Source organism: Pseudomonadota bacterium (assembly GCA_027624955.1).
Lineage (GTDB): Bacteria > Pseudomonadota > Alphaproteobacteria > UBA828 > UBA828 > PTKB01.
Window position 1 is genome coordinate 1 of the sequence record JAQBTG010000015.1, and the last position, 24,528, is coordinate 24,528.

The 24,528-nt window shown below is 59.0% G+C and carries 27 protein-coding genes and 1 pseudogene; 16 read left to right on the forward strand and 12 right to left on the reverse strand.

Annotated elements, in window-relative coordinates; genetic code table 11:
• Positions 1–80 precede the first annotated feature (80 nt).
• Positions 81–659, forward strand: coding sequence for a response regulator transcription factor (locus tag O3A94_07515; protein MDA1356101.1), 579 nt, complete (start codon positions 81–83; stop codon positions 657–659).
• Here O3A94_07515 and O3A94_07520 read toward each other — a convergent pair.
• From O3A94_07520 to O3A94_07540, 5 genes are read right to left on the reverse strand one after another with little or no spacing between them, the layout of a single operon-like run.
• Positions 656–2,347, reverse strand: a complete 1,692-nt coding sequence (locus O3A94_07520; GenBank protein ID MDA1356102.1) for a gamma-glutamyltransferase — start codon at positions 2,345–2,347, stop codon at positions 656–658. The genes O3A94_07515 and O3A94_07520 overlap by 4 nt on opposite strands.
• 21 nt (positions 2,348–2,368) lie before the next feature.
• On the reverse strand, positions 2,369–3,682 hold the full coding sequence (locus O3A94_07525) for an amidase (GenBank protein ID MDA1356103.1): 1,314 nt from the start codon (positions 3,680–3,682) through the stop codon (positions 2,369–2,371).
• Between the two features lie 42 nt (positions 3,683–3,724).
• Complete coding sequence (locus O3A94_07530; GenBank protein MDA1356104.1) at positions 3,725–5,125, reverse strand: amidase; 1,401 nt, start codon at positions 5,123–5,125, stop codon at positions 3,725–3,727.
• 44 nt (positions 5,126–5,169) lie between these two features.
• A complete protein-coding gene (locus O3A94_07535) occupies positions 5,170–6,165 on the reverse strand; it encodes a Gfo/Idh/MocA family oxidoreductase (GenBank protein ID MDA1356105.1) in 996 nt (331 codons plus the stop codon).
• A 39-nt stretch (positions 6,166–6,204) separates the two neighbouring features.
• Entirely contained in the window at positions 6,205–6,792 is a 588-nt protein-coding gene (locus O3A94_07540) for a UbiX family flavin prenyltransferase (protein MDA1356106.1), read from the reverse strand.
• 78 nt (positions 6,793–6,870) lie between these two features.
• On the opposite strand from O3A94_07540, the gene O3A94_07545 reads away from it, so the two are divergent.
• From O3A94_07545 to fliP, 9 genes are all read left to right on the forward strand, one after another.
• Positions 6,871–7,563 (forward strand): DUF2461 domain-containing protein, encoded by a 693-nt coding sequence (locus O3A94_07545; GenBank protein MDA1356107.1) that lies wholly within the window; start codon positions 6,871–6,873, stop codon positions 7,561–7,563.
• A 103-nt stretch (positions 7,564–7,666) separates the two neighbouring features.
• The gene (locus O3A94_07550) at positions 7,667–9,214 is read left to right on the forward strand and encodes a UbiD family decarboxylase (GenBank protein ID MDA1356108.1); all 1,548 of its coding nucleotides are present in this window, start codon (positions 7,667–7,669) and stop codon (positions 9,212–9,214) included.
• A gap of 28 nt (positions 9,215–9,242) precedes the next feature.
• Entirely contained in the window at positions 9,243–10,115 is an 873-nt protein-coding gene (locus tag O3A94_07555; protein ID MDA1356109.1) for a polysaccharide deacetylase family protein, read from the forward strand.
• Between the two features lie 58 nt (positions 10,116–10,173).
• A complete protein-coding gene (locus tag O3A94_07560; GenBank protein MDA1356110.1) occupies positions 10,174–10,581 on the forward strand; it encodes a thioesterase family protein in 408 nt (135 codons plus the stop codon).
• Positions 10,582–10,644: 63 nt separating this feature from the next.
• Entirely contained in the window at positions 10,645–10,899 is a 255-nt protein-coding gene (locus tag O3A94_07565; GenBank protein MDA1356111.1) for a carbon storage regulator, read from the forward strand.
• A 120-nt stretch (positions 10,900–11,019) separates the two neighbouring features.
• A complete protein-coding gene (locus O3A94_07570) occupies positions 11,020–11,217 on the forward strand; it encodes a hypothetical protein (protein ID MDA1356112.1) in 198 nt (65 codons plus the stop codon).
• Entirely contained in the window at positions 11,214–11,534 is a 321-nt protein-coding gene (locus tag O3A94_07575; protein ID MDA1356113.1) for a hypothetical protein, read from the forward strand. The genes O3A94_07570 and O3A94_07575 overlap by 4 nt, the downstream gene beginning before the upstream one ends.
• 14 nt (positions 11,535–11,548) lie before the next feature.
• On the forward strand, positions 11,549–11,977 hold the full coding sequence (locus O3A94_07580; protein MDA1356114.1) for a flagellar biosynthetic protein FliO: 429 nt from the start codon (positions 11,549–11,551) through the stop codon (positions 11,975–11,977).
• Complete coding sequence (gene fliP, locus O3A94_07585; protein MDA1356115.1) at positions 11,974–12,750, forward strand: flagellar type III secretion system pore protein FliP; 777 nt, start codon at positions 11,974–11,976, stop codon at positions 12,748–12,750. The genes O3A94_07580 and fliP overlap by 4 nt, the downstream gene beginning before the upstream one ends.
• 7 nt (positions 12,751–12,757) lie before the next feature.
• Here fliP and O3A94_07590 read toward each other — a convergent pair whose 3' ends face one another.
• Positions 12,758–15,622 carry a tetratricopeptide repeat protein gene (locus O3A94_07590; GenBank protein ID MDA1356116.1) on the reverse strand — a complete coding sequence of 955 codons (2,865 nt, stop codon included), beginning with the start codon at positions 15,620–15,622 and terminating at the stop codon, positions 12,758–12,760.
• 52 nt (positions 15,623–15,674) lie between these two features.
• Between O3A94_07590 and O3A94_07595 the strand changes: the two genes are divergently transcribed.
• On the forward strand, positions 15,675–16,079 hold the full coding sequence (locus tag O3A94_07595; protein MDA1356117.1) for a hypothetical protein: 405 nt from the start codon (positions 15,675–15,677) through the stop codon (positions 16,077–16,079).
• 146 nt (positions 16,080–16,225) lie between these two features.
• Entirely contained in the window at positions 16,226–16,609 is a 384-nt protein-coding gene (locus tag O3A94_07600) for a hypothetical protein (GenBank protein ID MDA1356118.1), read from the forward strand.
• 106 nt (positions 16,610–16,715) lie between these two features.
• Here the strand turns inward: O3A94_07600 and O3A94_07605 are convergent, their stop codons facing one another.
• The 4 genes from O3A94_07605 to O3A94_07620 are packed head-to-tail and all read right to left on the reverse strand — an operon-like array spanning position 16,716 to position 19,606.
• On the reverse strand, positions 16,716–17,363 hold the full coding sequence (locus O3A94_07605) for a hypothetical protein (GenBank protein MDA1356119.1): 648 nt from the start codon (positions 17,361–17,363) through the stop codon (positions 16,716–16,718).
• Between the two features lie 25 nt (positions 17,364–17,388).
• Complete coding sequence (locus tag O3A94_07610) at positions 17,389–17,955, reverse strand: DUF6468 domain-containing protein (GenBank protein MDA1356120.1); 567 nt, start codon at positions 17,953–17,955, stop codon at positions 17,389–17,391.
• Positions 17,952–19,085 (reverse strand): flagellar motor switch protein FliM, encoded by a 1,134-nt coding sequence (gene fliM, locus O3A94_07615; protein MDA1356121.1) that lies wholly within the window; start codon positions 19,083–19,085, stop codon positions 17,952–17,954. The genes O3A94_07610 and fliM overlap by 4 nt, the downstream gene beginning before the upstream one ends.
• Entirely contained in the window at positions 19,085–19,606 is a 522-nt protein-coding gene (locus tag O3A94_07620; protein MDA1356122.1) for a flagellar basal body-associated FliL family protein, read from the reverse strand. Before O3A94_07620 ends, fliM begins: the two co-directional genes overlap by 1 nt.
• Positions 19,607–19,914: 308 nt before the next feature.
• Between O3A94_07620 and flgF the strand changes: the two genes are divergently transcribed.
• The 4 genes and pseudogenes from flgF (at position 19,915) to flgH (ending at position 23,201) form a co-directional block, all read left to right on the forward strand.
• Positions 19,915–20,643, forward strand: coding sequence for a flagellar basal-body rod protein FlgF (flgF, locus tag O3A94_07625; GenBank protein MDA1356123.1), 729 nt, complete (start codon positions 19,915–19,917; stop codon positions 20,641–20,643).
• A gap of 17 nt (positions 20,644–20,660) precedes the next feature.
• A pseudogene (gene flgG / locus O3A94_07630) lies at positions 20,661–21,446 on the forward strand (flagellar basal-body rod protein FlgG).
• Between the two features lie 16 nt (positions 21,447–21,462).
• Entirely contained in the window at positions 21,463–22,428 is a 966-nt protein-coding gene (gene flgA, locus O3A94_07635) for a flagellar basal body P-ring formation chaperone FlgA (GenBank protein MDA1356124.1), read from the forward strand.
• Positions 22,429–22,439: 11 nt separating this feature from the next.
• On the forward strand, positions 22,440–23,201 hold the full coding sequence (gene flgH / locus O3A94_07640) for a flagellar basal body L-ring protein FlgH (protein MDA1356125.1): 762 nt from the start codon (positions 22,440–22,442) through the stop codon (positions 23,199–23,201).
• 91 nt (positions 23,202–23,292) lie between these two features.
• Here flgH and dksA read toward each other — a convergent pair whose 3' ends face one another.
• Positions 23,293–23,658, reverse strand: coding sequence for an RNA polymerase-binding protein DksA (gene dksA / locus O3A94_07645; protein ID MDA1356126.1), 366 nt, complete (start codon positions 23,656–23,658; stop codon positions 23,293–23,295).
• Between the two features lie 215 nt (positions 23,659–23,873).
• The gene (locus O3A94_07650) at positions 23,874–24,293 is read right to left on the reverse strand and encodes a flagellar assembly regulator FliX (GenBank protein ID MDA1356127.1); all 420 of its coding nucleotides are present in this window, start codon (positions 24,291–24,293) and stop codon (positions 23,874–23,876) included.
• Positions 24,294–24,528 lie beyond the last annotated feature (235 nt).

The window sequence follows — 24,528 nt, forward strand, 5'->3', positions numbered from 1 at the left end:
CGTCGGAAACCCGGCCGCTACCGCTCGCCCCGCTCAAATCCGGTGGCCGTCATGAATAATCCGGGCTAGCTTTCTACTGCTTGCGTCTCGACGACGAAGTCGAAGTTCTGCAAGCCGAGACCTATGACCAGGCAGCCGAAATAGCCGCCGGCACGGCGATGCTTGATCTGATTATCCTCGACCTCAACATGCCGGGAGGCTCGGGCTTCGATGGCCTCGACGCGATGCGCAAAAGCTATCCCGATACGCCGATCGTGATGCTTTCGGGATCGATCCGCCGCCAGGACATGACGAACGCGCTCGAGCATGGCGCAAACGGCTATTTACCCAAGACGCTCGGCGGTGATGCCATGCTGAACGCGCTGCGCCTCGTCATGTCGGGCGAGAAGTTCATCCCCTCAGCGCTCTATGACGAAGCCGGCAGCGCCGCAAGTGGCGACGATGTGCCGCGCGACAGCCCGCTGCGCGGCCTCACGCCGCGCGAGACCGAAGTACTCGAACAGCTCATCGAAGGTAAATCGAACAAAGAAATCGCCACTGTCCTCAACCTTCAGGTGGTCACGGTGAAACTCCATATGAAGGGGATTTTGCGCAAACTCGGCGCGGCCAACCGCACGCATGCGGTGAAGATTGTTCTCGACCTGAGGTCTGCTGCCTAGCGCCCGGCCGCCATCGCCGGGCGGCGCGGATCAGCAGCGCCAGCCAGAGTGCGACGCTCAAGATCCTGATATATTAAGCACACCGCGCCGGAAAGCGGGCTCCATTCCGGCCACATCCGAACGTCATGCCCCCGCGCCGCCAATTCAGTTTCCACTTGCGGAGCGATGCGCGCTTCCAAATTCAACCGCGCCGGATAGCAATCATGCGGGGCGAAGGAATTGGGAAAACTGTAGGTGGCAAAGCGCGGCGCCTCTACGGCTGCTTGCGGGTTCATGCCGAAGAGCAAGATATTCATCAGCACCTGGAGCATCGCTTGGCATTGCACATCGCCGCCCGGCGTGCCGAATGGCATGACGAATTCGCCGGCGCGGATCGCCATAGCCGGATTGGGCGTGAGGCGCGGGCGCTTGCCGGGCGCGACGGCGGACGGGTGCGCCGGATCGGCCCAGGATTGCGAGCCACGCGATGACGGGCAGAAACCGGTGCCGGGGATCACCGGCGTGTCGTAGGACACATCGCTCGGCGTGGCGGAGAATGCGTTGCCGTCTTTGTCGATGACGCAAATATATGAGGTATCGCGCGGTAGCGGCGGCTCATCGGCGCTGGCCGGACGGCTTTCCTCACGCGCCCGTCCGGCGTCGATGAGGGCGCGTCGCGCCGCTGCATAATCTGGCGACAGCAGACGCTCCAGTGGCACATCGACGAAGCGCGGATCGCCGTAATAACGCTCGCGGTCTTCGAAGGCGAGTTTCAGCGCCTCGCACAAATGGTGAATATAGGCCGGTGTATTGTGCCCCATGGTGTGCAACGCGTCTGTATTGAGCAGTGATAGTGTCTGCGCCAAGACCGGCCCCTGGCACCACGCGCCGCAGGTATAGATATCGCTATCGAGGAACCGCTGGCGCACCGGCGCTTCGACCGCGCTTCTGAATTCGCCCAGGTCGGTGGCCGATAGGAGGCCGCCATTTTCGCGATGGTAGCCGAGAATTTTTTGCGCGAGGTCGCCGCAGTAAAAGGCATCGCGCGCCGCCTCCAGGCCGGCTACACGTCCCTTCCCGGCCGCCGCCTGCTCTTCTTCCGCCATGTAGCTGAGGCTCGCCGCAAGATCGCGTTGAACGAACACGTCGCCGACCTTGGGCGGTGCGCCGCCGGGCAGATAAATTTCGGCGCTCGATGGCCAGCGCGCATAATCCGCCTCATGCTGGGCCAGAATATTGGCCATGAAAGGATACATCACAAAGCCCTGGGCGGCGAACTCAATGGCTTGAGCGGCGGCCTCGGCAAAGCTGATCGTGCCATGGCGCTGAAGCGCGCTGATCCAGGCGCAAGGTGCGGCGGGCACCACGGTGCGCAATACTCCTTCGGGAATTTCTCCGCCATATTCACGTTGGAACAGATCAGGCGACATGGCTGCGGGCCACGGCCCGAGGCCACTGATGGTCTCGACCCTGCGTGACTCGGCGCGGTAGATCATGATTGGTGCCACGCCGGCAAAGTTTACATATTCGCTATGCACCACATTGAGAACGAGACCGCCGGCGACGCCGGCATCGACGGCATTTCCGCCCGCTTCCAATATTTTTAAGGCGGCCTGGGCGGCAAGGTAATGGCCGGCCACGGCCATATGACGACGCCCGCGCAGAAGCGGACGATAGCCGTCCATACTGGCGGGATCGATGGCGCTCATCGCGTTTGCCGTCTGACGCTGCTACACCATCTCGGCGCCGAGTTCCTCGCCGAGCCATTGCGCAGCGCGGAGAGTCTCCAGATCGGCGCCGCGGCGGCCGATCACTTGTACGCCGACGGGCATGCCAGCTGGGCCTTTGAGCGCGGGTACGCTGATCGCCGGCACGCCGATCGTGGTCCATGGCAGGCAGAATTTGGGATTGCCGGTGTTGCTCAAATCCTTCGGCGCCTCGCCGGCCGTCACCGGCGCGATGGCGGCGTCGAAATCTCCGATCACGGCGGGAAACGCCATGCGCATTTTCTGTAGCGCGTCGATGCGGGAGAGGTATTTATCCGCGCTCAGTGAGTAGCCGCGCACGAACCATTCGCGCAGACCCGGTGAAATCAACTCGCTGGCGGTGCGCCAGCGCTCGCCAAGATTATACGCCGCATCGCGCGCCATAACATCCTGCGCGACATCGAAGATATCGTCATAAAGCGGCGGCATCTCGACAACCGGCGCGCCCAGGCGATCAGCCAAGTCTGTGAACAATTTCACACTCGAGGGCTCAAGGTCCGGCCACGCATAATCGCGCAACATGACAAAGCGCGGTTTGGCCACCGGCTGCCCACTCAGGCCGGCGGCAAGGCGGCTCGGCTTCACCCCTTGGCTGGCCGGGTCTTTTCCATCATCGCCCGAGAGCGCATCGATGATAAGCGCCAAATCGCGGGCTGAGCGGCCATAGACGCCGATATGATCGAGTATGTGTGAGAGCGCCATCATACCGCTGCGTGGCAAAAGGCCCCAGGTCGGCTTCATCGCCCAGGCGCCGCAGAACGACGCCGGACGCAACACCGAGCCCACGGTTTGACTGCCGAGCGCGAGCGGCACCATGCCACCGCCGACCGCCGCACCCGAGCCCATCGACGAGCCGCCCGGCGTGCGTTCTGGATCATGCGGGTTAACCGTCTCGCGCGGCGTGAGAAAGGCGCATTCGGTGGTCACGGTCTTGCCGATGATCACCGCGCCGGCCGCCATCAGACGCGTGACCGCCGTAGCGTCTTGCGTTGGCTGCCGTCCCTTATCGGTGTCGACGCCATTTTCGGTCGGCATATCGGCGGTGTCGATGATGTCCTTCAGGCCAACACCGGCGCCCGCGAGCGGACCCTTCAGCGCCGCCGCGTCGACAGCGCGGGCTTTGCTGCGGGCCAATTCCGGATCGATAAATCGCCATGCATGGACGCTGTCTTCACGCGCCGCGACACGGGACAAAGCCAACTCTGTCTCGGCAAGCGCAGTGCTCTCTCCTGCGGCAACGGCAGCGGCAATTTCAGCGGCACTTCGACAAGCAATCAAGGCAGTGTCCTTTGTTATGGGTTAATCCTTCGGGGGTATGGGCTAAACATTCGGGTGGCGATCGTTCCACACCGTCGCGCGCTCGAAGGCGTGTCCGGCCCGCAGGAGAACTCCCTCGCCGAGATGCCGGCCGATTAGTTGAAAGCCAAGCGGCGTTCCCGCTTCTGTAAAGCCACAAGGCAAAGACAAGGTTGGGCTACCGCTATGGTCGAAGGGTGAGGTGAAACGGATCAGCCGCTCCAACGCGCCGGGCGCGCCCAACAATTCATCCATGCCGTCCAGGCGAGGCGTCGGCACGAGCATGGATGGCGCAGCGATAAGATCAACGTCGTCGAATAATTTTGCCAACTGGCCACTGTAATTCCGACGATGGATGGTCGCGCGCGCGTAATCGGCACCGCTGAGAGCGACACCGGTTTCCAGCAAGCCGCCCATGACCGGGCCATATTCACTCGCCCGCGACGGATAGGTTTCGCTGTGCCCCAGCGCTGCCTCGGCGGAGCAGATCGGTATCCAGCTGTCGACGACGTCATCATGCGGCGGCATCGTCACCGCCTGAATCTGCGCACCTTCGCCGCGCAGAACATTGATCGCAGTGTTCAGCGCGTCGGTCACCGCAGCATCGACACCGCTGCTGTTAAATTGTTCGTCGACGCCAATTCTGAGCCCGCGCATGCCATCCGCCAGCGCAGCGAGATAGTCCGGCACCTCGGCGGTGAGAGACGTCGGGTCTTGCGCATCGACGCCAGCAAGTGCGCCCAGCATCGCCGCCGCATCGCCGACGCTGCGTGTCATGGGGCCGATATGATCGAGCGTTTCTGACAGCGGATAGACGCCATACCGGCTCACCCGCCCCCAGGTCGGCTTCAGCCCGACCACGCCGCAGGCGAGCGAAGGAAAGCGGATCGAGCCGCCGGTATCGGTGCCAAGCGAGCCGAAACAGAGTCCGGCGGCGGTGGCAACGCCGGAGCCGCTCGACGAGACGCCGGGCCAATAATCGGCGTTCCACGGGTTCACTGGATCGGTGATATCCGGATGGTGTGCCGCATAGGCACCTTCGGTCAGTTCGAGCTTGCCGAGAATGACCGCGCCGGCGGCGCGCAGACGCGTCACCACGGTGGCATCGTGATCCGGCTTGCGGTCCTTGAGAATCGGCATGCCGGCACTGGTGCGCACGCCCGCAATGGCCATCAAATCCTTTACCGCAATTGGCACGCCATGCATCGGCCCGCGCGTCTCGCCGCGCGCCAACTCGGCGTCGGCGTGTTTTGCCTCGGCCCGGGCCGTTTCTCCGAGAACCGTCACATAGGGGTGCAGGCTGGCGTTGAGCTTTTCAACGCGGGCCAGCATCGTTTCAGTCAGCTCGAGCGAAGAAATCTCGCCGCTGCTTATTTTCCGCCCGGCTTCGAGAAGAGTGAGATAATGCATTTCGTCCGACGCCATGAATGTCACCTAATTTTTTTTGCTGTTGCTGCCAAATGCGCGACTTACCAGCCGCGTGCTTGGCTGATCAATTGTACATTGGCCAAACCATCTTCGGGCGTCAGTGGAAACGGCGCGCCGCTTGAAATGTGGCGCCCGAACGCCTCAACCTGAAGCTTATAGGTCGGGGTCGCGGGCAACTTGACCGTCCGCTCCTTACCATTCTTGAGGCCTGTGGTGAGCGATCCTTCAAGCCCGAGCAAACCATTTTCGACAATGACATAGCCATTCTCGGCGTAAAATTCGAGGCGCGCCTTGCCCGGCGCAAGACCGGTCGAGGCCGTCAGCGAACCGACCGAGCCATTCTTGAAGGATATCATCGCCGCCGTGTGATCGGGGGTGCTGTAGCCCCAGCTTGGGCTCGAACTATGCGCCGCCATCACCTTTTTAGCGTCACCAAGAAACCAGCGTAATTGGTCAATCAAATGTGTGCCGATATCGCCATAAACCCAGGCGCCGACCTCTTTATCGCGCGAATGCCAGCCGCCGAGCTTGACCGGATAGGGATAGTAGAGATGGCAGCGACCATGTACCGGCTTGCCGTAGCGCCCGGCCATCCAATCTTTCTGGACCGCCTGGAGTTTGGGGTGATGGCGCGTGTTGTAGGCGATTTGCAATTTGCGGCCCGCCTTTTTGGCGGCAGCCATCATCGCCCGGCAGTCGGCCGGCGAGATCGCCATCGGCTTCTCGCACAGCACATGCTTGCCAGCGGCCAGCGCCGCCACGGCGTGCGCTTTGTGCATGTTGTTGGGCCCGCAAATCCACACCGCATCGATAGATTTGTCGGCGACGAAATCAGCCAGCTTGGAATAGCCGCCCTCAATGCCGTGGCGCGAACAAAAATCTTCTGCTTTTTTCCGGGTTGAGGCTAGAACCGCGCGCAGCTCCGACCCCCTCGCCGCTTCAATCGCCGGCGAGAAAGTATGTTCGGCCCAGCCGCTTGAACCGATAATTCCCCAGCCTATTCTCTTGCTTTTAGCCTTGCTCGTTTTGTTCGCCACTTCCGTATTCCTCTCTAAATCGCTGAATAGTTTCCTAAATTACTGCGCGCGCCGCATCGAGCCATCCCAGCGCCGTGAAAAATCTGCGGCAACCCCGAACTGGTCGAGGATGCGTGAAACGATGTGATCCACGATGTCCTCGATGCTTTCGGGATGATTATAGAATGCCGGGTTGGGCGGCAGGATGCGCACCCCCATGCGGCTCAGGCGCAGCATGTTCTCCAAATGAATGTCGTTGAGCGGCGTCTCGCGCGGCACCAGCACTAGTGGCAAGCGTTCCTTGAGCATGACATCCGCCGCCCGGTGCACCAAATTTTCACCCATGCCGAGAGAAATCGCCGCTAGGCTGTGCATCGAACAGGGTGCGATCACCATGCCCATGGTGCGGAACGAGCCCGAAGAAATCGCAGCCGCCATATCGCCGGAACCATAGAGCTGAGTCGCTCTGGCGCGAAGATCATCAAGCTTGAGCGCGGTCTCATGCTCGAGCGTCTGCTGGCCCCATTTGCTGACGACAAGGTGAGTCTCGACCCCGGCAGCAGCGAAGGCTTCGAGCGTGCGCACGCCCAAGACGGCCCCGCTGGCCCCGGTTATTCCGATCACGACCTTTTGCAAAATATCTCCCATGCGCGGTTGGATCAGGATAGAACTACAGCATACGCGGGCGGGCAAGCCCCGCCTCGGAAGTTGGGGAAGCAAGTCGTTATGAGCGAAAATTTCCGCTTTGAGCCGTCGCTGTTCAAATATTTACGCGATTTGAAAAAGCACAATGAGCGGCCCTGGTTCAAGGCCAACAAGCCCCGCTATGAATCAGAGTTGCGCGGCCCGATGCTGCGCTTCATCGAGGAATTCGCGCCGCATTTGGAGAAAATCAGCGAGCATTTCCTGGCCGATGCGCGGCCTATCGGCGGCTCGCTCTTTCGCATTCACCGTGACAAGCGCTTCGCCAAAGACAAAACGCCATATAAAACCCATGCTGGCGCGCATTTCCGCCATGTCCGCGCCAAGGATGCCCATACGCCGGGTTTTTACCTCCATATGGAGCCGGGCAATGTGTTCATGGGCGCCGGAATCTGGCACCCGGATAGCTCGACTCTTGGCAAAATTCGCGAAGCGATGGTGGCCGACCCGAAGCTTTGGAAGCGCCTGGCAAACGCCAAAGCGCTCAGCGCCGCCGGGTGCGAATTGGTCGGCGACAGCCTAAAACGCCCGCCGCGCGGCTACGATCCGGAGCATCCGTTGATCGAGGATTTGAAACGCAAAGATTTCATCCTTGCCGTAACGACCACTGAGGAAGACGCGCTCACCTCTGATTTCATCGTGCGCTTCGCCAAATTCTGCGAAACCACAGCGCCACTCAACGAATTCCTCACCCGCGCCCTCGATCTAGAATGGTAGACCCGGCCAACAACCCGAGCCTTTACGCGCCCCCGGCCACATTGATAGTTTCCTTCGAGCAGCGCAAAGCGGCAAAGCAATCAATTTAAGAAGAGGCAACAGCGTGACGAAATCAGCGAACGGTGGAGAGACGGGGCGTATCGAAGCGCTCAAAAGCTTGCGGACAACACTCGATTGGCTCGGCGACGAAGTGCATACGATCAAAAACGAGGTCGATCCGGTGATCGAGATGACGGCCATCACCAAAGCGTTCGACGGCTCAAAGGCGCTGCTGGCAGAGAACATCAAGAACTACCCCAACGCGCGCATGTATTCCAACCTCTACGCCACGCCTGAGCGCACCGCCAAGCTGTTCGGTGTCGACGAGTATAAAGACATCAAGCACAAGATTCTGGATGCCTACCGCAACCCGATCGAAGCCAACTATGTCGAGAGTGACGACGCGCCGGTACAGGAAACGGTTATTCTGGCGAGCGATATCGACCGCGTTACCGATATTCTGCCGATTGTCCTCCACACCCACGAGGATGGCGGGCGCATCTTCGGCTCAGGCTGCCACTTGATTGGAGCGCCGTGGGTGCCGGACGGCGGCAACACGATCTCGATGTACCGCATGGCGTTCCGCGACAATCAGCAATACGCCTCTATCAACATGGTGCCGGGCGGCCAAGGCGACGTTGTGTGCCAGCGCCATCCGGGCAAGAAAATCCCCGTCACCGTCAATTGCAGCCCGCCCATCGGCGCCGAGCTGATGGCGGTCGGCACGCTCAATCCGGTGATCTTTCCCGGCCAGACCGATAAGATCGGCATGGCCGGCGCGCTTCAGGGCTCGGCCATCGACCTGGTCAAGGCCAAGACGGTGGACGCCTATGCCATCGCCCAATCGGAATGGGTGTTGGAGGGTTATGTGATCGAGGGCGAACGGGTGTGGGAAACTGACCAGGCCGAACAGCTCGGCCGCCAGGGCGAAGCGCCGCTGCATCCGGAATGGGCGCGCTATATGGGCCGCGCCTACCGCACGCCGCGCGCGTTCGAACTCACTGCCATCACCCATCGCAGCAACAAGCCGCTCTACTACACCCCGCATTTCGGCGCCATCTGGTACACCATCCCGTTTGTCTGCGCCTCGATTTATGAGATGTGCGAGCGCATGGCGCCGGGCTTCGTGCAAGATGTCGCCGGGTTTACCGGCCTCACCACCTGGGGCGGCATCGTCGTTCAGGTCAAGAAGCAGAAGCGCAGCGACGAAGGCATGCAGCGCAATATCATGGGCGCCATCATGACCGTGCATCGCGGCCTGCGGCTTTGTGTGGTGGTCGATGAGGATATCGATATTTGGGAGCCCGAAGACGTGCTGTGGGCGATCGAATCGCGCGTCAGCCCGCGCCGCGATGTTGTGGTTTACAACGAATATGGCCGCGGTCAGGCGTTTCAGCCTTCGGAGCTGAAAACCGGGCAGATTTCGGTTGCCGATGGCGGCCTCGGCATCGATGCGACCGTGCCGATGGACCAAAAAAGCCAGTTCCAACGCGCGGTTTATCCGGTGGCGGGGATGGATTTCAGCCGCTGGTTCAGCGACCAGGAGATGACTGATTTACGCGCCCAGCAGGACCGTTACTTCAAATTTCTGGCGCGCACCGGCCACGCCTGACGCGCCAAACCCAGCAAAGGACGCGATCATGTTGACCCAGACCAAACGCTATCCGTACAGCCCCATCTCGCGGCGCGAGAAGCTGCGCTTTCCCGACGGCGCCCGCGTGGCGGTATTGCCGTACATCAATATCGAACATTTTCCCGAGAATTTACCGGGCACGGCGTTGTCGTCAGCGACCACCAGCTTCGAACCTGACGTGCTCAACTATGGTTGGCGCGATTACGGCAACCGGGTCGGCATTTGGCGCATGATGGAGGGCTTGGACAAATGCGGCATGCGCGCAACCGTTTGCCTAAACAGCGAAGTCTGTCGGGAATATCCCGAAATTGTCGAAGAGGGCAACAAGCGCGGCTGGGAATGGATGGGCCATGGCCACAACAATTCGCAATTGCTTCCCGGCCTCGAAGAAGATGCCGAGCGCAGCTTGATCAACGATGTTGTGGCAGCGCTCGAAAAATCCACCGGCACCCGGCCCAAAGGTTGGCTCGGGCCATATGTTTCCGAAACTTACAACACGCCCGACCTGCTGGCCGAAGCGGGCATCGAATATCTCTGTGATTTTTGCTGCGACGACCAGCCATTCAAGATGAACGTCAAATCCGGCAGCCTGATTTCAATGCCCTATTCGGTGGAGTGTAACGATCTGCCGCTCGCGCTTTATTTTGGCGCGACGGGCGAGGACATGGGGCAGATGATCCGGGATCAATTTGACGTACTCTATGAGGAAGGCGCGGACAATGCTCGCGTTCTGCCGATTTGCCTGCACACTTTTATTGCCGGCCAGCCGTTTCGCTGGAAGCATATTTCGGCGGCGCTCAAATATATTGCCGGGCATGATCACGTCTGGCACCCGACCGGCAGCGAGATCAACGATTGGTACCGCGCCAACCATCTCTAAGGCGCGACGCACAGAAAACTTGCGGAAAACTCACGGAAAACTTATGGCGTTATTTCACATGTCGCGGCGGGTCCGCTTCGCCGATACCGACCCAGCCGGAATCGTCTATTTTCCGCGCTACTTCGTCATGACCAATGATCTGGTGGAGGAATGGTTCGCCGCTGCCCTCGAACTACCCTATCGCAAGTTTTTTGAGGACGGCATCCGTGCCGTGCCGCTCCTAAATGTGGCGGCAACATTTCCGGCGCCGAGCAGGCTGGGCGATATGTTGGATTTTAGTCTGGCGGTCTCACGCCTCGGCAACAAATCCTTCACCGTGAAGATCAGGGCGCATTGCGGCGAGCAGGCACGCCTGATCAGCGATCAATCGAGCGCCTGGACGCGGCGCGATAGCGCCACGCTCAAGGCCGAATCAATTCCACCCGAAGTACGAACGCGCATGAAACAATTTCTTGAAAATTCATAAGGGCTTACACCGTTATATGATTCGCGCTACTCTCGCTGGCGCAGATCGGTTTGGCAGGAAAATATGCTCTATTTGACGCGCAAAATTGGCGATGCGGTGGTGATCAACGACACCATCGAAGTTACTGTGGTTGAAGTTCGCGGGCGGACCGTAAAGCTCGGCTTCACTTTTCCGGAACATGCGACCGTGTTGCGCAAGGAAATTCATGAGAAGGTCGTGCGCGAAAACATCGACGCGGCACGGGCCGGCGATGCCCTCGAAGGCGCTACCTTCGACAGCAAAAAACTAACCGGCGGCACGGCCAAGCCAGACGGCTGAATCGCTCTCTTGGCAGCGGTCAAAACGCCGGATGTTAAGCGAAAATTAAGGTTAACGAGGCGATACTCCTGATACAGAAACGGCTGCCATCTGGGCTGCCGGTGCAGTCAGGATGAAGCCTTGAGCGAACTTCCCGAAACCCAACTTGATGATGATACCGCGAGCAGCCAAGGAGGCGACGCAGACCTCGTCGACCTGCTCGCTACGCTGGACGAGGACAGTTTCATTCCGGTCGCGGCACTGAGTGTCGTCGCCGATATCCTGACCTATCTGCACGGCAGAGATAGCGACCTGGACGCGCCGGAGGGCTCGTTGTGAGCCAGTTCGCCGCCGTTGAGCGATTGATTGCTAACGCGCGCGCGCATGTGAGCGCCGGGCAGCAATGCCTCGCCCTCAACCAGCCTGTCGATTTGCGCGGCCTCGCCGCCGTGGTCGCCGAGATCGGCGAAAGTTTGTCGCAGTTGCCGCGCGACCAAGCACTCACCCAACGCAACGCGTTGATCGTGCTGTTTGATGAAATGGGCCAGCTAGATGAAGCCGTCGCCCGAGTGCACCGAGAAACCTCTGAGCAGCTCAAGCAGATTTCATCACGGCGCTACGCCACCTCCGCCTACAACAATCCGACGAAGTCCTAGCCTGCGCATCCGGCATGGGATTCGATACCTATCTGCGTTTCATCATGATGCTGGTGCTGGTGATCGGCATGATCGCCTTCATCGCCTGGCTGGTCCGCCGCTTTGGATTTCTCAACCGAATCGCACCGGGCATGGGTGTAAAAAACGCGAGCCGTCGCCTGGCAGTAATTGAATCCTGCACGGTAGACGCGAAACGCCGCTTGGTTTTGGTCCGCCGAGATCAAGCCGAGCACCTTATTCTGCTGACCGGCACTGGCTCCGCAGTCGTTATCGAGCGCGGCACGGAAGGCAATAGGCAGCGCAAAAAGGAGCGCGGCACGACCGCTACCAAGTTCGCCGCAGCGCTGGCCCAGGAAGAACAGGAATGGGATGACGAGGCCGAGGCGGCGGAAGACGAACCCGTTACTCGCCTCACCAGATTTGGAAAAAGCGCTTCACGATGACGCGCGCCGGCGCCCGCAAGATTATCCTTTCGGCAGGATTGGGAACTGTGGCTGCCGTGCTTTTCAGCGCGGTGGTGCTGGCCTTTCCCAACGCCGGCGTGGCGCAGGAGCTGAACCTCAATTTCGGCGAGGGCGGCTCGATGACCGGCCAGCTGTTGCGCATGATCGCTTTGTTAACGATCCTCAGCCTGGCGCCTGGAATTCTCGTCGTCGTGACCTCATTCACCCGTATCGTCGTCGTCTTTTCGCTTTTGCGCAGTGCCATCGGCTTGCAGCAAACTCCGCCCAACACGGTGATCATCAGTCTCTCGCTGTTTCTCACGGCCTTCATCATGATGCCGACGCTACAACAATCCTATCGCGAAGGGATTGCGCCACTTATCGCTGAGGAGATTACTGAAGAAGAAGCGTTCGTCCGTACGGTGGCACCACTCCGTATGTTCATGCTACGGCAAGTGCGCGAGGAGGACCTCGCCATGTTCCTTGACCTGGCTAACGAAGGCGTAATCGCCGGCCCGGAGGACACGCCGCTCCGCGCTCTTGTTCCGGCATTCATGATTAGTGAATTGCGGCGCGCCTTTGAGATTGGCTTCCTCATCTTCATACCGTTTCTCGTCATCGACATGGTGGTTGCCGGCATTCTGCTCTCGATGGGCATGATGATGCTGCCACCCGTGATGATCTCACTGCCGTTCAAGCTAATATTTTTTGTTCTGGTGGATGGCTGGATGCTGCTCTCGAGCAGTCTGGTCGACAGCTTCGCGCAGGTATAACGGCCGCTCAGTTGACGGCGTTGGTATCGATGTCGCTGTTGACGCCTTCTGTCGGCGGTGAATCGCGGTAGGTTCTGAGGAACGCTTCGGCGCCCTCAATGTTGGCGAGGATTTTCGGCAGCTCGTGAACCGGAACCGCATCGGTATCACTCGAGCGAGTGATGAGATCGAACGCGTTTTTGTAGACGCTTTCCGCCATGCCCGCACCATATTGGAGGCGCAAGCGGGCCAATTCAGACGTATTGTCCGACAGCATCAGCGCGACGACTTGGCGCATGATAAGATGCTGCTCATGCACTGCGATATCGCCGCCGGCATGATCAAACGCCTTGCCTAACTCGGTGCTGGCTTCAGCCCATTGCTCGGACCGCCAATAGATGTCGGCGCGCAGCAGCGCCGCATCGCGGGTCTGGTCGGCTTTCAGAAGCACCAGCGCGGCATCGCCATCGCCAACAGCCGCAAGCGCCCGGGCCTCGAGATGGCGACGCTGTTGCTTCAGCGCGACGGGCATGTCGATGCCCTCACCTTGCGAAAGTTTGAGCGTATCCAGAGCGTGCGCCGGCTCCTGGTCGAGCAACTGAATGATCGCTAGATGGGCACCAATGCGTGACTTATCGACACCGGCGACGGCGTCGAGCTGACGATTCAGTAATTCTCCAGCGCGGTCGAGAAGGTCGACATCGACCAGCCGATTGGCTAGGCCCTCGGCAATCCGTCCCCCCGCCGCACCGTCTTCCGACAAATCGCCGAATTCGTAATAGAGGCTGAGTGCTGTCAACGGTGAGAGCGTGTCGGCGCCGCCATCGATAAAGAGGTCAGAGAACATGCGCTGCATTTGCTCGTTCACTGCGGGGGCCGCTGCGGACTGTGGGAAATTCTCCACGGCGTCGCGCATGGCTTGCAGCGCATTCAGGTAATTTTTCTCTTCGCGGTAGAGCTCCGCGAGCCGGCGCAGCAGCAATTGTTCGAAGGAATCGCCGCGCCACGCGTGGCGCAGCCGTTCCAGCGCAACAATGGCGTCACTGCGCGTCATGCGACCAAGATGCAGCATCAACTCAACCCGCGACAATTCCGCGCGCGCCCGTACCGGGGGACTGCCGTCAATCGCCAATTTGTCGAAATATTCAAGCGCGGCCTCGGTCTTGCCAGTGCGCTGATAGGCGGTGGCACGCAAGTAGCGCGCTTCCATCTTATCGTTCTTATTGGGTGCTTCAGCCTCGATGCGCTCGACCAAGCGGTTGACGCGGTGGTAATTTCCCACCGCTAATGCCGCATGGGCCGCCAACAGACCAAAGCGCGCACGTAAATCGAGCGGCAAACGCTCAAACGCCGGGCCAGAAATGGCGAACGCTGAATCTGCCCCCTGCCAATCGCCGCGCGTTGCCGTCAGCGCGGCGCGCCACAGCGTTACATCCATATCACCATCTAGTATTTCGCGGTTTAGATCGGCCGCCGCTTCCTCGGCACGGCCGAGCAGCATGAGCGTCGCGCCCCGTAGGGCGAGAAAGTCGGGGCGTTCAAGAGATTTCGGATCTTCTTCGGCGATGCGGTGAATAACGCCGATGGCATCCTCCGCGAGACCATGGGCGAAGTGAAAGTTTGCAAGGCTTAGACGGCGCTCTGTGCGCACTTCGATTCCGGCGGAAACAACCGCATGCTGCAAGAGACGCCTGGCATCAATGTATTGACCGAGATCATCACGCCGACAGGCCTCATATTCAAACAACGGCCCCATAGCGGTTTCAAGACCGTCCGATATTTCGGCCAAGCGGCCCGTACTCGTGACGGCATCCGCGGACATATAGAGCTCGTGCGGGCTGGTCACTTCAACGCCCGTCACCTTGATATCGATGGCGACATCATCGGCGCGGGTCTTGAAGGCCATAATACCCTGCGCGCTCGCGATGATATCGAACTGCACGAAGGCGCGGCCTGTCTTGACGCCGACGCCGGGCTCTCTCACCGGCACGACGATCAATGTGTCGCCAACCTCCGGGTCATTGATCTTGATTGCCCGACCAGCGCCGGGAGTCGGGACCAATACCCTGGCGCCGCCTTTTGCCGACGGCTCAGCGCGAATCAAAAGCGGCTTGGCAGGCGGCAACGGCGCATCGGTCATTTCCACCAGCCAAGTGTTGCCGCTGCGCGCAACACGCGGCCACAGATCGGCGGCGATACCGAAACGCAAAACAGTCGCGCCCGGCGCACGCAGCTGATCGGCGCTGGTGATCGTTCCGGTCATGCGGTCAGCCATGCCAAGCGCACTCAGATCGACGATGCGCGGCACATCGAACACCATCCACAGATACCCCATGCGACGAAAGACGCTTGCCCCGACGCGCCGATCCCATAGCAAACGCAATCGCATTCCGCCCGATATGGCCTCCGCAGACACAGTGAGCGGCGGCGCCGGTGGCAGCGTGGCAGAGAGGGCGCGCTCCGTCGCATCGGGATGCCGTTCATCCTCGAATTGCGTGGATGATTGGTTTTTACTTCTAGCGGTTAACGCCGCGGCACGAAGCCCGGCCAAATTCAACGCTGCTATTCCAGCCGGCAGATGGGCTTTGACATTTTCGCTGCCGCTTTCTTTGGGTCGTTCCGGCTGTAATGTGGCACTGCCCGGAACGGCGATCACGTTCGGCGGAGTCCGGGTCGGCGTGCTCGCCGTCACCCCGGCTGCGTTCTCCAAGGCATCCAGGACGATGCGCTTGCCTTTCTGAAAATGCCGCATCCGCAGTGATTCGCCTATGCCGATCTGGAGCAGCAGTTTTCCTTCCGACTGAACACTGTCGATGGAAAAGAACCGCTTCGGCAGCTCCTTTCTCAACGCCAATAGATCAATTTCTCCTGGCCCGTCAAACAAGATGCTCACCGTCTCTCCGGTGCGTTCAACATCATATTCGACCGCGTCATTCCAGGCGAAAATGAGTCGGCTGAAACTGCCATATTCCTTACTTTCCACGGCGATCAAGGGTGCCGGCGCGGAAAACTCTACGTTCGCGGGGGCCGGCGGGAGAGCCGAAGATTGGGGCGCGGCGGTAAAAGGGGCAGAGATGGAAGCTACCGGCGCAGCAATTGGTACAGTTGGCGGTGCGGTCGGCGATGCTATTGGCGGTGCTGCCGGCGGTGCTGCCGGCGGTGCGATCGACGGTGCTGCCGGCGGTGCTGCCGGCGGTGCGATCGACGGTGCTGCCGGCGGTGCGGTCGACGGTGCGGTCGGCGGTGCGGTCGGCGCTGCTGTCGACGGTGCGGTCGGCGCTGCGGTCGACGGCTCTGTCGACGGTGCTTCGAAGGCTGATTTGCCCGCCGTAGCGATAGTCGATTCTTGATTATCGGCCGGTGGCTCGGGCAATTTCTCCGCTGTTTTGGGAGAGCTCTGTTGTGAAGGGCTTTCGTCCCCTTGTTGCGCACCAACCAGATCGATCACCACCATGTTACCAAGGGTAAAGGAGCGCAAGGTGAATGGGCGTAGCAAATGCAGGCGGACGGTGCGGTGGTCATCGAGGATTTCAGCGCTCTCGACCCACTCATCCAAATCGTCCAGGAGCCGTTTGAAATCAGCCTGCAGCGGACTGTCAAACCGTATCTCCGCCACTGTCCCCTCGCCGCTGGCTTGGAAAGCCGGCAGCGGTTTCCAATCGAAGACTATGCGCGCGAAACCGTCATGCAATCCGCTCCGAACCGTAATTTGGACGGCGGCTTCATTGGCCTCGTCGGTTTCGGCGGAGAGCACAGCTGGAAGGCAGAGCGTGACGGCCAATCCGAGCAGGGCGGCAACGCAACGACGACGAAACCAACCCCCGCGCGCGCGGGTGCGCGTCTGGGAGTGGGGTGCGGAGCTTGCAGGGCGCAACGATAAATTCATTCACTTATCCGGTTGGTCGCCGGCGAAGTCTTGACTGACAATCTGGGAACGCGGCTAAAACTGTCTTAAGCCTGAGGACGGACCGTGTCGAGCGGTTAGATTAATCAGAAAAGCGATTGCGTTCAGCCAGGTTTATGGTCAGGCGCTGAGCTTTCTCAGGCGAGAGAAGCGCCAAGATCGGCGCCGTTTTGGCTTCGCGCATGCGCTCGATGACATCAAGCAATATCTCCCCGTTCAGGTTCGCCAAAATACGCGCGGCATCCTTCGGCTTCATGTTCTCATAGATCTTCACAAGGCTTTGCATTCGCCCTTCCTGCTCCTCATCATGCTGGGTGAGCAGGCTTTCGACCTGTGTTTTCAGGCGCTTGAGTTCGGCGATTTTTTCGACCAGGCCATGCTCCGCCGCCGCCAATGTTTTCTCGCGCAACTCAAATTCCCGCTCGCGTCCCTCGATCTCATGTCGCCGGATGTTTAGGCTTTGCAGCAATTCAATTTCGGCCCGATTAAGGAGCATGGGGTCAAAATCCAAGTCCTCGAAACGGAAGTCGGAGTTGCTCTGTTCAGGCAATGCCGCGATTTTTGTTTCCGAGGCCGAAGCCACGGTTTCCTCGGCGGCGGCAAGACTCGAAGCAATGCCAAATGCACCGATTAGCGTGTCGGAATCAGTCCACAAATCGCTGACCCGCACACCCAACATGAGAAACGCACCCAGAATGGCGATGGGAAGAAGTCTTAGGCGAAATCGCATTGCTATATCTCCAAAGCGCAGTTAATCATCGCGCCGCCCGCAAGGCATTCAACAGTTTCTTTTCGAGATTGCGGCGTTCCGAAGTCTCGGCGCCCAATTCCGGCATTTCATCTGGAAGCTCGAATTTAGCCGGCTTTTCTTCGCCGAAAAATTCGGAGGGACCGTCGTCCAGGGTCGATTTAGCTCTGTCTTTGCGCCTACCAGAGTTTTGTCCGGACTGTTTGTGAGCATCGCCAGCGGGGTTATTTACGTTGGCAAATGAGGTCTGGCGAGAGCGCTTCGTCGGTCCGTCCAGGCGCTCGACCAAGCGAGAGCCGCGTTCGGACAGATAAGCCAAATCATCATTTAGACGTTCCGCCTGATCAATCGAGGTGCGCAGCGTCGCACCCGCTTCTTCGGCATTGGTCTTCAGAACGGTGATGCCATTCTCGGCGCGCGACGTGGCCAAATTCAGCTCGGCGATCAGAGTCGCCAACTCGCTCTGATTTTTCCTCAGATCCCTGAGGCGGCGGTTTAGAACTACGCACCAAGCAATGGTCGTCACCAACAGGATCACAATGACAATATCGAGGAGAAAATCGAAATTCATCATGTCGGCAACCGGTCTGCAATATCACTGTCGACCCGGACGGCCACATTATCGGCAAGCCGACCCATAAATCCGTGCAGCATATGGAGATTGCCGCAGCGTAGCTTTACTGAACTCTCTGGCGTAGCCGATAGCATCAGCGTATCGCCGAGTTTTAACTCGGCAATTGTGCCCAAACTCATGATCTGCTCGTCGAGCACGGCTTCGATTTCAATGTCGGTGTCGAACATTTGCTCGGCCAGATGGGATTCCCATATCGCGTCGCGGCCGAATTTCTCACCCATGAACATTTGCAGCAGCAGGTCACGCACTGGCTCCAACGTCGCATAGGGCAATAGCGTTTCGATCTTGCCGCCACGGTCTTCCATGTCGATCCGGCAGCGGATCAAAATCGCCGCGTTGGCCGGCCGCGCAATAGTGGCGAAGCGCGGATTGGTCTCGAGCCGGTCGAAGATGAAATTGACCGGGCTCAGCGGCTCGAAAGCGACGCTCATGTCAGCCAATACGACGTTCAACATGCGTTCGACCAGATTGCGCTCTATCGTGGTGTAAGGCCGCCCTTCAATACGCATCGGCGCCGTTCCCCGGCGACCGCCAAGGAGCACGTCGACCACTGAATAGATCAGCGAACTATCGACCGTCATCAGGCCGTAATTGTCCCATTCATGAGCGTTGAAAACCGCCAACATCGCGGGCAACGGAATCGAATTCAAATAATCGCCGAAGCGTATCGAGGTAATATTCTCGAGCGTGACTTCAACATTGTCCGAAGTGAAATTGCGCAGGCTCGTCGTGAGCAGGCGAACCAGTCGATCGTACACGACCTCAAGCATCGGCAAGCGCTCATAGGATATGAGCGTGCTGTTGAGAATCGCTTGAATGCCACTCTTGTCGGCGCGTTCGGTGCCGGAGTCAAAACCGAGCAGATTGTCGATTTCGTTCTGATTCAATACCCGCGTTGAGGATTCGGCCTGGCCGCCGGCGCCGTCTTCGGCCTCAATACCCCAGCCTGGGTCGGACGCGAGATCATCTTCCGAGGATTCGAGCATCGATTCCCAATCGGCAGCGCCGTCGGCTTCGTCAGAAGACGTGGCGGCTTTCTCTTCTTCAGCTGTTTCGGTCGCATCAGACATTATTGAACTAGCATCTCCCTAAATAGGACGTCGCTGACCGTCGCCGGCTCGATCGCCTTGTTGACGCGGCCAAGCAGCTCCTCTTTCAGGCGATATACGCCGGCGGAGCCGCTGATGTCTTCGGTTCTGAGTTCGCGCAGATAGACCTGGAAGCGATCGACGATGCGCGGCAGCAGCTTCTCCAGTTCCGGAATCATTTTCTCGTCGTGGATTTCCAAACTGACGGACAATTTTAAGTAGCGCGGCTGCTTGCCCTGCGTGTTGAGGTTTACCAGCAGGTCCGGCAAATCATAGTAGAAGGACTCAGTTGGATGCGCAGGGACGCCCTCGGATTCGACTTGCTTCTCCGCTGCCCCATCCCCTTCCAACATCGGCAGGCCCATCATCACAGCGACGACCAGGACGGCGGGCAGCACCAGGAACAAGAATAACTTCTTGCCGCTGAACCGCCGCGCGCGCGCGCCTTTGGATGTGGCGCCTGGTTCATCGGCGGCCGTCTCGTCGGCCGAAACATCGGTCATCGGATCGATCCTCCACTAAATCGTCGGACGCCAAGCCAGCAATTCGCCAACTCGCCATTGAGATTACGAGGTCAATGTAGCGGGCGAATGGTTAAGAAGTTGTTGAGCAACGGTCTCAGTGAGGGGTTGCCCCGCCCGGAGAGCGAAGAGGACGGATCTTCCCGGCAATCTCTGCCGGGCGGCGCAAATGAACCATCAATCGGCGCGCCAATTATTCTTCAAGACATTGATATTATACGGTTATTTCAGTTGGCACGCGGCCTGCATACAAGCTGTTAGGCGTCAACAATCAAAATCGGATCGGATACATGACAAGCGCCGTATATATTTCAACGTCGAAACAGATGGTTCTGCGCAAGCAAATGGAAGCCATCGCTCAGAATCTCGCCAACATCACCACACCCGCGTTTAAGAGCGAGCGCGTAACTTTTAAGGAATATCTTCTGCCGGGCCCGGACGGTAACCCGATCAGCTATGTGGCGGAGGACAAAATACAGCGCAATATGAGCCCCGGCAGCTACACCAACACCGGCAACGACCTTGATATTGCCGTCAGTGGCCCCGGTTGGTTCACTGTCAAAGCCGACGAGGAGGGCGAGCTTTATACTCGCAGAGGCCACCTCAAACTGGATGAAGACCGGACGCTGGTCACCGCATCGGGTGAGCCAATCATGTCCGATGGCGACAGCGAGATCATCCTAGAAGACGGCGATGGCGTGATCACGATCAGCAATGACGGCACGGTGTCCGCCGAGTCTGGCGTCCTCGGCCGCATCAAGATCGTGACATTTGAGAATGAGCGCGCTCTGCAAAAGGCGGCCAGCGGCCTCTTTACCACCGAGGAAACGCCGACAGAATTACCATCGGAAGAGACCCGCATCCAACAAGGTGTGCTGGAAACCTCGAACGTCAACCCGATCCTCGAAATGACACGGATGATCGATGTTCTTCGTTCCTATCAAGGCACCCAGAAATTGACCCAAACCGACCATGACCTGCAGCTCCGCGCCGTGCGTGACATTGCAGCCGTCGGCTAGATTGAGGATTGTAAACCATGCGTTCATTAAGTGTCGCCGCGACCGGCATGTTGGCTCAGCAGCTAAATGTGGAAGTCATTTCCAACAATATTGCCAACATGAACACCACGGCGTTCAAGCGTCAGCGCCCAGAATTTCAGGATCTGCTGTACCAGAACGTGCGCCAGATCGGCTCCCAGTCTTCTGACTCCGGCACCATCTTGCCAAGTGGCGTGCAATTGGGTTCCGGCGTGAAGACCGCATCCGTGTACCGGATCACCGAGCAAGGTGATCTGGTGCAGAGCGGCAACACCCTCGACGTGGCGATTCAGGGCCGTGGCTGGTTCAAGATCGAAATGCCGAACCGCGATCAGGCGTTCACCCGAGCCGGCTCGTTTTCACGCAGCGCTCAAGGCCAGGTCGTCACGGTGGATGGCTATGTGGTGAGCCCGGGTATCAACATTCCGCCCGATTCGACCGGCATAACAGTCAATGAATCTGGCCAGGTACAGGTGAAGATCGCTGGGCAAGTTACGCCGCAAAATGTCGGCTAGTTCGAGCTCAACGTGTTTCCCAATGATTCGGGTCTCGAAGGCATCGGCGACAATTTGTTTCTCGAGACACCGGCGTCCGGCGCCGCCGTCGTCGGCATTGCTGGCGCTTCGGGCTTCGGCTCGCTGCTGCAGGGCTTTCTGGAGACCTCCAACGTCAACGCGGTGGCTGAAATCACTTCGCTGATTACGGCGCAACGCGCCTACGAACTTAATTCCAAGGTCATCACCACATCGGACGAGATGATGGCCGCCGTCAATCAGATGCGTTAGGACGGAGAAATCAACTATGAAAACACGAAATTCAGCTTATTTCATTCTATCGTTGGCATTGTCCGCGCTGTTGTTGCTGCTGGCAACAAACGGTGCCAACGCGGCGCAGCTTCGCCAAAGCGCTGCTGTCAGCGCAAATGTTGTGACGCTCGGCGATATATTCTCAAACCTCAACGGCGCCGCCGACACGATTGTCATGCGCGCACCAAATCCCGGCAAGAGTCTGATGCTGTCGACGGCCAAGCTGCGGCAGATGGCGACGACCGAAGGCATTTCCTGGACACCACAGTTTGGTGATGAAACGCTGCGCATCGACCGCCTCAGTGACATCATCGGTCGCGAGGAAATTTATGCCGCTTTGATGGAGACTACCGCCCGGGACGGGTTTGGCGAAGCTTACGAGATAGAATTATCGAGCCATATCGCACCGATCCATGTCGCGTACGGCGGCGCAGCGGCGGTAGAGGTCATCAGCTTTGATACCGATGCCAGACGAACGAGATTTCGCGCCACAATCGCGGCGCCAGCCAATGACCCGTCTGCCCGTCACTTACGTGTGAGCGGTCGGATATTTCGAACCGAGCTTCTGCCGGTCGTGAATCGCCGCATCGACAGCGGTGAAACAATCAGGAAAGCCGATGTGGCGTGGCGCCGTTTGCGCATTTCCGCGATCGGCAACGGCACCGTCTCCAGTATGGAAGAGCTTGTCGGCATGAACACCCGGCGGCCACTCCAGGCGGACGCGGCAGTGCGCCGGGCCGACCTAAGGACGCCAATACTGATCGCCAAAGGAAGCTCGGTAAAAATGGTTTATCGCAACCGCGGCCTTCTGCTGATTGCGCTCGGCCGTGCCGTCGAGGACGGCGCCGCCGGCCAGGAAATGCGCATCATGAATATGCAAAGCAAGTCGATCGTCCTGGCCAAGGCAATTGGCCCGGATACCGTCGCCGTCTCGCAAAACGGCCTTATCGGCATCAATTGAAGGAATGGGTGATGAAACGTTCGAGCAATAGATCGATGTACCGATTTGGCTGCCTTGTCGCAGCCGCCGCCCTCCTCGCTGGCTGTAGCACCATCGAACGCCTTAGCCAGGTCGGAGAAACGCCGAGATTGACGCCGATTGAAAATCCCGTCCGTGACGCAAACTATGAGCCGGTCACGCTGCCGATGCCGCGGGTGCAACAAGCCTCCTATCGGCCGAACTCGCTGTGGCGAACCGGCGCCAAAGCGTTCTTCAAGGATCAGCGCGCCTCCACCGTCGGCGATATCGTCACCGTAAATATCGCCATCAACGATAACGCAACACTCAACAACAGAACCGAACAGAACCGCACCAACGATGAAGACAATGACATCACCAAACTGCTCGGCTTTGAGAGCAGCCTGGATGTGCTCCTACCCGAGGCGGTCACGCCGGGAGATCTAGCCGATATCAATTCGACAAAATCGACAACAGGAGATGGCACCGTCGTCCGCGACGAGGTGATCACGCTGACGGTCGCCGGCATCGTCACCCAAGTTCTACCCAACGGAAACCTGGTTCTGCGCGGCCGCCAGGAAATGCGAGTTAACTTTGAGGTGCGTGAACTGTGGATAACCGGCGTGGTGCGGCCGGAGGATATCAGCTCCACCAACACCATCGACTACAGCAAAATGGCCGAAGCGCGCGTGGTTTATGGCGGCCGCGGTGTGCTGACCGATATGCAGCAGCCGCGTTACGGTGTGCAGCTATTCGATATTATCTACCCGTTCTAGAAAACCGCGCCGTAGCCAAAACAAAACCGGCCCGCGATTAAATTCGGGGGCCGGTTACTGTTTGACCGATCGGGCGCATCGACACCAGACGCTAATCGTCGCGGTGGGTTTTTTCGTGGCGCTCGTGCATTTCCTGCGCCTCGATAGTGAGAGTCGCGATGGGACGCGCCTCGAGGCGTTTGATGCTGATCGGCTCCTGTGTTTCTTCGCAATAGCCGTAGGTGTTGTTGTCGATGCGCTGAATTGCAGATTCGATCTTGGAGATCAGTTTGCGCGCCCGTTCGCGGGTTCTGAGTTCCACGGAGCGCTCCGTTTCTGACGCCGCGCGATCGGCCAAATCCGCTTCCTGAAGGGTTTCGGTCTTCAGTTTTTCGAGTGTCGTTCCGGTGTCCTCAAGTATCTCAGTTTTCCAATCCAGGAGTTTCTGGTGGAAGTACTTCTTCATCACCGGACTCATGAACGCTTCGCTCTTTGTCGGTTTGTAGCTCTTTGGAACAGTTACGGTTTTCTTACGCGCCACGGTATTCGACTCATCCCTAATCAAAGCGTCCTGACGGGCGCGGAGTATAGGAATCCGAGGGCCACTCCACAAGATACTGTTGTCGATTCAGTAAATCTTCCGGGCAGAGATTTTTTATTGTGTTACTTCAAATAGTTAGATGGAGAAATTAACTACGCGCCACGGTCATATTTGGCGATTTCGACGCGTGCGCGCAAATCGATCTCATCCAAAATGGCACGAAGACGAGGATCGGCCGTCTCGGAGCGCGTGGCATTCAGTTCTGTGGTGAGGCGTTGCAGGGTTTGGCGCGGGATTCCGCCGCCCAGCAAACCAAGGCGAATCCTGTCGAGATGCTGCAAAATATTCACGCCGCGGGAAAATTCTTTTGCGCCGCGCTCGGTTGAATCAGCAATATCCTGCAGCGCCAGCATGGCGGAAATTGGCACTGACGGCGAGCTGCCGCTAGCCACCGGCGCCGCTGCCGCAGCCGGGGTGCCCTGTGGTGAAAAGGAATCTCCGAATTTCGATTCCGCGCGCCGTCCGCGTTTCGTCGAGGACGCGCGGGACGGTCCGACTGAAGGAATTCGCATTTCGGCCCCTAAACAAGTTTTGCCGCGTTTAGTTTGCGGCCTCTAGGGTTAACAGGGCGTAAACAGCGCTGCACGCCTGGGCAGAATATTCCGCGGCCCGGCATGGATTGCCGCGTCGCGCCGCCGGGCCCCGCCGCGCTCAAATTTAACTCTATTTTTTCAAATACTTACCGCCCGGCATGGCGATGGCACGGCATTCGCATCGCTAGGTGAAAGTAATGCAATAGCGCGAACC

Excerpts from the sequence above, each read along its gene's own strand:
- O3A94_07520 (MDA1356102.1), bottom strand. The coding sequence starts at position 2,347 with ATGAGCGCCATCGATCCCGCCAGTATGGACGGCTATCGTCCGCTTCTG.
- O3A94_07530 (MDA1356104.1), bottom strand. The coding sequence starts at position 5,125 with ATGGCGTCGGACGAAATGCATTATCTCACTCTTCTCGAAGCCGGGCGG.
- O3A94_07540 (MDA1356106.1), bottom strand. The coding sequence starts at position 6,792 with ATGGGAGATATTTTGCAAAAGGTCGTGATCGGAATAACCGGGGCCAGC.
- O3A94_07545 (MDA1356107.1), top strand. The coding sequence starts at position 6,871 with ATGAGCGAAAATTTCCGCTTTGAGCCGTCGCTGTTCAAATATTTACGC.
- O3A94_07555 (MDA1356109.1), top strand. The coding sequence starts at position 9,243 with ATGTTGACCCAGACCAAACGCTATCCGTACAGCCCCATCTCGCGGCGC.
- O3A94_07560 (MDA1356110.1), top strand. The coding sequence starts at position 10,174 with ATGTCGCGGCGGGTCCGCTTCGCCGATACCGACCCAGCCGGAATCGTC.
- O3A94_07565 (MDA1356111.1), top strand. The coding sequence starts at position 10,645 with ATGCTCTATTTGACGCGCAAAATTGGCGATGCGGTGGTGATCAACGAC.
- O3A94_07580 (MDA1356114.1), top strand. The coding sequence starts at position 11,549 with ATGGGATTCGATACCTATCTGCGTTTCATCATGATGCTGGTGCTGGTG.
- fliP (MDA1356115.1), top strand. The coding sequence starts at position 11,974 with ATGACGCGCGCCGGCGCCCGCAAGATTATCCTTTCGGCAGGATTGGGA.
- O3A94_07595 (MDA1356117.1), top strand. The coding sequence starts at position 15,675 with ATGAGTCGGCTGAAACTGCCATATTCCTTACTTTCCACGGCGATCAAG.
- O3A94_07600 (MDA1356118.1), top strand. The coding sequence starts at position 16,226 with ATGCAGGCGGACGGTGCGGTGGTCATCGAGGATTTCAGCGCTCTCGAC.
- O3A94_07605 (MDA1356119.1), bottom strand. The coding sequence starts at position 17,363 with ATGCGATTTCGCCTAAGACTTCTTCCCATCGCCATTCTGGGTGCGTTT.
- O3A94_07610 (MDA1356120.1), bottom strand. The coding sequence starts at position 17,955 with ATGATGAATTTCGATTTTCTCCTCGATATTGTCATTGTGATCCTGTTG.
- fliM (MDA1356121.1), bottom strand. The coding sequence starts at position 19,085 with ATGTCTGATGCGACCGAAACAGCTGAAGAAGAGAAAGCCGCCACGTCT.
- O3A94_07620 (MDA1356122.1), bottom strand. The coding sequence starts at position 19,606 with ATGACCGATGTTTCGGCCGACGAGACGGCCGCCGATGAACCAGGCGCC.
- flgF (MDA1356123.1), top strand. The coding sequence starts at position 19,915 with ATGACAAGCGCCGTATATATTTCAACGTCGAAACAGATGGTTCTGCGC.
- flgA (MDA1356124.1), top strand. The coding sequence starts at position 21,463 with ATGAAAACACGAAATTCAGCTTATTTCATTCTATCGTTGGCATTGTCC.
- flgH (MDA1356125.1), top strand. The coding sequence starts at position 22,440 with ATGAAACGTTCGAGCAATAGATCGATGTACCGATTTGGCTGCCTTGTC.
- dksA (MDA1356126.1), bottom strand. The coding sequence starts at position 23,658 with ATGAGTCCGGTGATGAAGAAGTACTTCCACCAGAAACTCCTGGATTGG.
- O3A94_07650 (MDA1356127.1), bottom strand. The coding sequence starts at position 24,293 with ATGCGAATTCCTTCAGTCGGACCGTCCCGCGCGTCCTCGACGAAACGC.